Below are 6,426 nucleotides of genomic sequence, written 5' to 3' on the forward strand. Positions count from 1 at the left end.
CAGCACCGTGACGATGATGTTGATCGAGCCCATGATCGACGACGCGCCCATGATGTGCATCGCAAAGATGCCGGCGTCCATCGAGGGGCCCATCTGCAGCGTCAGCGGAGCGTACAGCGTCCAGCCTGCGGCCGGTGCGCCACCGGGCATGAAGAACGAGCCCGCCAGCATCAGGCCGGCCGGAATCAGCAGCCAGAAGCTGAGGTTGTTCATCCGCGCGAAAGCCATGTCCGCAGCACCGATCTGCAGCGGGATCATCCAGTTCGCGAAGCCGACGAAGGCCGGCATGATCGCGCCGAACACCATGATCAGCCCGTGCATCGTCGTGAACGAGTTGAACAGCTCGGGGTTGAAGAACTGCAGGCCCGGCTTGAACAGCTCGGCGCGAATGCACAGCGCCAGGATGCCGCCGATCATCAGCATCGTGAACGAGAACAACAGGTACATCGTGCCGATGTCCTTGTGGTTCGTCGCAAACACCCAGCGGCGCCAGCCCGTCGGGGCATGGTGGTCGTGGTGATCGTCGTGCGCGTGGCCGCCGTGGTGATCAAGAACTGCGCTCATGGGAATTCCTTGTTGTCTCTACGCTCGCGCGGTTGGCTCACTGCTGACGGGCGGCCAGCACTTCCGAGGGCTGCACGACCTGGCCGGTGTGGTTGCCCCAGTTGTTCTTCGTGTAGGTGATGACAGCCGCGAGCTCGGTGTCGGACAGCTGCTTCCACGACGGCATCGCGCCGTTGGCCTGGCCGTTCAACACGACCTTGACCTGCACCAGCTTGTCGGCGTCCAGCACCTTGGGCGAGCCGTCCAGCGGCTTGATCGGGCCGGCGCCCTTGCCGTCCGGGCGGTGGCAGACCGCGCAGTTGGCCGCGTAGACCTTCTCGCCGCGGGCCATCAGGTCGGGTTGAGTCCAGACCTTGTTCGGGTCGTCGGCCTTGGCGGCCAACTTCTTCTTTTCGCCGTCGACCCACTTGGCGTAGTCGGCTTGCGACAGCACCTTCACGTGGATCGGCATGTAGGCGTGCTCCTTGCCGCACAGCTCGGCGCACTGGCCGTAGAAGTCACCGGTCTTCTCGGCCTTGAACCAGGCGTCGCGCACGAAACCGGGGATCGCGTCCTGCTTGACCGCGAAGGCCGGCACCATCCAGGCGTGGATCACGTCGGCCGCGGTGGTGATGATGCGAACCTTCTGGTTCACCGGCACCACCAGTGGGTTGTCAACGCGCAGCAGGTAGTCATCGCCTTGCGGGGTGCCAGCGTCGGACAGCTCGCGCTGCGACACGTCGAGCGTCGACAAGAAGGAAATGCCGGCGCCGTCACCCTTGATGTAGTCGTAGCCCCATTTCCACTGGTAGCCGGTGGCCTTGATGGTCAGGTCGGCGTTGGTGGTGTCCTTTTCGGCGACGACCGTCTTGGTGGCCGCGAAGCCCATCGCGGTGACGATGATGAACGGGACGATGGTCCAGGCGATTTCGACTGCGACGCTCTCGTGGAAGTTCGCCGGCTTGGCGCCGAGCGACTTGCGGTGCCGCAGGATCGAATAGAACATCACGCCGAAGACGGCGATGAAGATCACCACGCAGACCATCATGATCCAGTAGTGCAGCGTGTGCACATCACTGGCGATGCGGGTCACGGGCGGGTGCAGGTCGAGCTGGTTGACCGCGGGGCCGCCGGGCAGGTCGTTGACCGCCAGGACCGCTGTCGACGCCAGGCTGGCCGCGAGCGCGAATACGCCCTGCGCGATGCCCTTGCAAAGCTTTGTTGTCATCTTCATCGTCGTCGTCATTTCAGTTCCAAACCCAAACCGCCGTCGATCCGTGCCCGGCGCTTGCCATTGAGGCCAGGCCGGTGGCACGGTGCCGAGGGGCAGAGCGCCCGTCAGACTTCAGGATTGCCGCGAGGGCTTCCCGCCGCGTTCATGCCTTGGGCTGCGCCAAGAACGAACGCTTGCGCTGACGGATCCACGTCAACCTGAGGATTCTAGCCGACGCTATTTGCGCGGYCGGGGGTGGCGCAGCATCAATTTCATATCGTCCAGGCCGATCTGCGTCTGTGCTTCGACACGCGGGCCCGCATCGGCGGCGCGAAACGCGTGGCCATAGACCAACTCGAACGACAGCGACAAGCGCCCGCTCTCGTCGACATGCTGCGCCAGCCGCGACCACAGAGACTCGCGCCAGCGCGGCGTGCGCAAACCACTGAAGCGTTGCGGCGCGAGGTTCGCACCCAAGCCGCGCAGCTCGTCCAGCAGGGCCTGGGGTGAGGCATAGCTCAGGGTCAGGGTCTCCTGGTCCATCACCGGTTCGGCAAAGCCGGTCTCGACCAGCATGTCACCGAGGTCGTGCATGTCGACGAACGGTGCATGGGCCGCCCCCCACCCGGCGGCCTGGTACAGCTCACGCAGCAGGCCCAGGCTGCCGGGACCCAGCGTCGAGAACATCAGAAACCCATCCGGTGCCACGGCACGGCGCCAGGCGCGCAACAACGGCAAGGGGTCGGGCGCGAAATGCAGACGCATGTTGGACCAGACGAGGCCAGCTGATGCAGCCGGCACGGCGTCGGCCACCACGCGCTGCGGTGGCGCCCCACTGCGTGACCACCGCCGCCACCAAGGCGCGGCCTGCTGCTCGACGCTCATACCGGCCTCGGCCACCTGCATCAGCCGCGTGCGTGGATAGGTCGTCGCCAGCAGTGCTTCGCATCCTCCGGCGGCGCCGGACCAGTCCAGCACTTGCTCGGGCTGGCGCTTGATCCACGCCAGCCGCTCGCCCATGCGCCGCGCGGCCTCTTGGTGCAGCCACGGCGCATCGGGTGCACGCGCGAGCCGCGCCAAAGTGCGCTGCGCTGCCAGCGCATCGACGCGCGCAGACGATGCGGAGGACAAGGGGGAAGAGTCGCTAGGCGCCATGCGGCGGGCAGTATATTGAGCCGCATGCCGCCCTCCCCTCGCCAGGCCCATGCACGCTGGCGGTTGCCGGCACCTTGCGGCGTCTGCGGCACGTGGTCGCGCCCGGCCGGCCTGTGTGCCGAATGCCTGCTCCGCTTTGCCGCTCCGGCAGCGCGTTGCCCGCGCTGCGCACTGCGGGTGCCGCTCGGCATGGCACTGTGTGGCGTCTGCATCCGCACACCGCCGCTGTTCGAGCGTGCGGTGACGGCGTTCGACTACACCTTCCCCTGGGACCACGCGATTGCAGCCTTCAAGTTCCGCGGCGAGCTGCAATGGTCCGCACCCTTGGCACGAGCGTTGGCCACCGCAGTGAGCGATGAACACGACACGGTCGATCTGGTGACCGCCGTGCCGCTGGCCGACAGCCGCTTGCGCGACCGCGGCTACAACCAGGCCTGGGAGGTTGCCCGCCGCGCAGCGAAATTACTCGACCTGCCGGCGCGGCATGATCTGCTGCACCGCTTGCGCGACACACCGCAGCAGATGCAATTGAACCGCCGCCAGCGTGACGCCAACCTGCAGGGCGCGTTCATGCCCGGTGAGGCGGATGCGAGGCGCGCAGTGCAAGGCCGCTGCGTCGCCCTGGTCGACGACGTGATGACCACCGGCACCACCGCGAACGAAGCGACCCGAGCGCTGATTGAGGCGGGAGCGCGCACCGTGCACCTGTGGGTGCTGGCGCGCACCGAGCGCGACACGGCGCCAGCCGACGCGACAATCGGCTGATGTTTCGCATCGTCCTGGTCCAGCCTGAGATCCCTCCCAATACCGGTAACGTGATCCGACTCGCCGCCAACACCGGCTGCGAGCTGCATCTGATCGAGCCCCTGGGCTTCTCGATGGACGACAAGCTGCTGCGCCGAGCCGGCCTGGACTACCACGAGTACGCGCCGGTGAAGCGCCACGCCGATTGGGCCGCATTTCTGACGGCCACCGGCGCCGATGCCAGCGCCCTACCCGCTCGCTTCTTCGCCTTCACGACCCACGCCACGCAGTCGCCGACTGACGTCGCCTGGCAAGCAGGCGACACGCTGGTGTTTGGTTGCGAGACGGCGGGCTTGCCACCAACGCTGCGCGAGCAGTTCCCCGCCGAGCAACGCGTGCGCTTGCCGATGCGGCCGGGTCAGCGCAGTCTGAATCTGAGCAATGCGGTGGCGGTGGCGGTGTTCGAAGCCTGGCGCCAGTGCGGCTTCGAAGGCGCAGTCTAGAGACCGGCCTCAGGCTTCGGCGCGAGGGTCACGCTGAAGCAACTGCTCGACAGCCACGCGCGCGGATGCCGCGCCACTGACCACCGCATACACCGCTTCGGCCACCGGCATATCCACCTTCAGCACGCGTGAGCGCTCGATCACGGTGCCGAGGCTGTAGGCCCCTTCGGCCACATGGCCCAGATGAGACAGACCTTGTTCGGGCGACTCACCTTGCGCCAGCAGCAGGCCCAACTTGCGGTTGCGCGACAGGTCACCGGTGGAGGTGAGCACCAGATCGCCGAGCCCGGTCAGGCCCATGAAGGTCTCGGCTTGCGCACCCATGCGGGTACCCAGGCGTGTCATCTCGGCCAGACCGCGTGTGACCAGCGCGGCACGGGCGTTCAGCCCCAGGCCCAAGCCATCGGAGATGCCGGTGGCGATCGCCAGCACGTTCTTGACCGCGCCGCCAATCTCAACGCCGACCGGGTCGGCGGAGGTGTAAATGCGCAGCGCACCATGGTGGAACGCGTCGACCACCTGCTGCGACAGCGACGGCTCGAAGCTCGCCGCGACGAGCGCGGTGGGCAGGCCTGCCGCCACCTCTTGCGCAAAGCTCGGGCCCGACAGAACGCCCGCCGCAGCTTGCGGCAGCACGGCCGCGGCGACCTCATGCCCCAACAAACCGGTGCCGGCCTCGAAGCCCTTGCACAGCCAGACCACACGGGACTGGGCCGGCAAGCGGGCCAGCGTGCCGCGCAGGCCGGCCATCGGCGTGGCGACGATCGTCAGGCCTTGCGCACCGTGAGCCACCGCCGCGTCGAAGTCCGCCGTGACGGCCAAATCGTCGGGCCACGGCTGACCCGGCAGGTAGCGCGTGTTGCAGCGCTCGACAGCCATTTGCGCCGCTTGGTCGGCATCACGTGCCCACAACAGCACCTCGTGCCGGCGAGCCGCGGCCATCGCCAGGGCCGTGCCCCAGGCGCCTGCGCCGAGAAACGCCAGCTTCATGCCGTTGTCGACGCGTGAACCGCGCTCAGTTGATCGAGGCTTCGCCAGCGCCGTTGGCCTGCGCTTGCTGCTGGGCTTCGAACATGGCCTGGAAGTTSACYTCGGCCAGCAGGATCGGCGGGAAGCCGGCGCGGGTGCAGACGTCCGACACGATCGCGCGCAGGTAGGGGTAGATCATCTGCGGGCAGACCACGCCCAGCACGCCTTGCACTTGCTCGCTGGGCAGGTTGCGGATCTCGAAGATGCCGGCTTGCTTGGCCTCGACCAGAAACAGTGTGCGGTCGCTGACCTTGGTGGTGACGGTGGCGGTGACCGAGACCTCGAACATGCCGTCGGCGATCGACTCGGCTTGCATGCCGAGCTGGATGTCGACCTGCGGCTGCTGCTGCTCGAGCAGGATCTGCGGCGAGTTGGGCTGCTCGAGCGACAGGTCCTTCAGGTACATGCGCTGCAGCTGGAACACGGGGGATTGATCTTGTTCGGCCATGATGGGCTTTCGAAAAACGGGTCGATGTAGAAACGACAAAGCCCGCAACCGAAGATGGTGCGGGCTGCAAATCGGGATTATGGCGCAGCGAGGATGGGGCTCCCGGGGCGGGGTACCGCCACCACCCTCCGAGAGGGTGCGCGGCCGCTTCGGAGCGGCCGTGCGCTGGCCGCGCCGCCGCCAGGGAGGCGATCAGGCGGGGTTCAACAGCGGCATCAGACCCCCGCGCTGATCCAGCTCGAACAGGTCGTCGCAGCCGCCAACATGGGTCTCGCCGATGAAGATCTGCGGCACGGTGCGGCGGCCCGTCAACTCGACCATGCGGGTGCGCGCCGATGGGTCCATGTCGACCCGGATTTCGTCGATGGCCGACACGCCGCGCTGCTTCAGCAAGGCCTTGGCCCGCACGCAATACGGGCAGACCTGCGTCGTGTACATCACCACCTTGCTCATCGGGACCACATGCTCAGCTTCAATGGCGCGAATTGTCGCAAGCCGCGACAGGGCCGACGGGCACGGGACGGCAAGACCCCGCCGGCGGCGGGCCAAAGATCACAGCAAGCGACGGCACGCCGCCACTTCAGGCAGCTTTGGCGGCGTCCTTGCTGACCTCGACCGGCAGATTGGCTTCACGCCAAGCCTTCAGGCCGCCAGCGAGTGCCTGCGCATTGGCATAGCCGGCCTTGCGCAGTTGGGCCACCGCACGCGGCGCGCGCGCGCCGGTGGCGCACACCACCACCAGCGGCAAGGCCTTGTTGCTGGGCAGGTTGTTCGCGCCATCGAGCTTCGAC

At 67.1% G+C, this 6,426-nt stretch carries 9 protein-coding genes; 2 read left to right on the forward strand and 7 right to left on the reverse strand.

Annotation, left to right across the window (positions count from 1 at the left end; genetic code table 11):
• The 3 genes from AC1DYI_RS23735 to AC1DYI_RS23745 all read right to left on the reverse strand — a co-directional run.
• Positions 1 to 564 (reverse strand): cbb3-type cytochrome c oxidase subunit I (locus tag AC1DYI_RS23735; protein ID WP_477206598.1); only part of this gene is annotated, 564 nt, incomplete at its 3' end.
• A gap of 37 nt (positions 565 to 601) precedes the next feature.
• Positions 602 to 1,777, reverse strand: a complete 1,176-nt coding sequence (gene coxB / locus AC1DYI_RS23740) for a cytochrome c oxidase subunit II (protein WP_477206599.1) — start codon at positions 1,775 to 1,777, stop codon at positions 602 to 604.
• A gap of 216 nt (positions 1,778 to 1,993) precedes the next feature.
• Positions 1,994 to 2,887 carry a methyltransferase domain-containing protein gene (locus tag AC1DYI_RS23745; protein ID WP_477206600.1) on the reverse strand — a complete coding sequence of 298 codons (894 nt, stop codon included), beginning with the start codon at positions 2,885 to 2,887 and terminating at the stop codon, positions 1,994 to 1,996.
• 48 nt (positions 2,888 to 2,935) lie between these two features.
• On the opposite strand from AC1DYI_RS23745, the gene AC1DYI_RS23750 reads away from it, so the two are divergent.
• Entirely contained in the window at positions 2,936 to 3,676 is a 741-nt protein-coding gene (locus tag AC1DYI_RS23750; RefSeq protein WP_477206601.1) for a ComF family protein, read from the forward strand.
• On the forward strand, positions 3,676 to 4,158 hold the full coding sequence (locus AC1DYI_RS23755) for a tRNA (cytidine(34)-2'-O)-methyltransferase (protein ID WP_477206602.1): 483 nt from the start codon (positions 3,676 to 3,678) through the stop codon (positions 4,156 to 4,158). Before AC1DYI_RS23750 ends, AC1DYI_RS23755 begins: the two co-directional genes overlap by 1 nt.
• A gap of 9 nt (positions 4,159 to 4,167) precedes the next feature.
• Here the strand turns inward: AC1DYI_RS23755 and AC1DYI_RS23760 are convergent, their stop codons facing one another.
• From AC1DYI_RS23760 to AC1DYI_RS23775, 4 genes are all read right to left on the reverse strand, one after another.
• On the reverse strand, positions 4,168 to 5,148 hold the full coding sequence (locus tag AC1DYI_RS23760; RefSeq protein WP_477206603.1) for an NAD(P)H-dependent glycerol-3-phosphate dehydrogenase: 981 nt from the start codon (positions 5,146 to 5,148) through the stop codon (positions 4,168 to 4,170).
• Between the two features lie 25 nt (positions 5,149 to 5,173).
• Entirely contained in the window at positions 5,174 to 5,635 is a 462-nt protein-coding gene (gene secB, locus AC1DYI_RS23765) for a protein-export chaperone SecB (RefSeq protein ID WP_477206604.1), read from the reverse strand.
• Positions 5,636 to 5,827: 192 nt separating this feature from the next.
• Complete coding sequence (gene grxC / locus AC1DYI_RS23770) at positions 5,828 to 6,088, reverse strand: glutaredoxin 3 (RefSeq protein WP_477206605.1); 261 nt, start codon at positions 6,086 to 6,088, stop codon at positions 5,828 to 5,830.
• Between the two features lie 127 nt (positions 6,089 to 6,215).
• On the reverse strand, positions 6,216 to 6,426 hold a 211-nt coding region (locus tag AC1DYI_RS23775), incomplete at its 5' end, for a rhodanese-like domain-containing protein (protein ID WP_477206606.1).

This window comes from Ideonella sp. P3_A4 (genome assembly GCF_056403075.1).

Bases quoted from the DNA above. Each gene is read 5' to 3' on its own strand.
- coxB (WP_477206599.1), bottom strand. From the start codon at position 1,777: ATGAAGATGACAACAAAGCTTTGCAAGGGCATCGCGCAGGGCGTATTC.
- AC1DYI_RS23750 (WP_477206601.1), top strand. From the start codon at position 2,936: ATGCCGCCCTCCCCTCGCCAGGCCCATGCACGCTGGCGGTTGCCGGCA.
- AC1DYI_RS23755 (WP_477206602.1), top strand. From the start codon at position 3,676: ATGTTTCGCATCGTCCTGGTCCAGCCTGAGATCCCTCCCAATACCGGT.
- AC1DYI_RS23760 (WP_477206603.1), bottom strand. From the start codon at position 5,148: ATGAAGCTGGCGTTTCTCGGCGCAGGCGCCTGGGGCACGGCCCTGGCG.
- grxC (WP_477206605.1), bottom strand. From the start codon at position 6,088: ATGAGCAAGGTGGTGATGTACACGACGCAGGTCTGCCCGTATTGCGTG.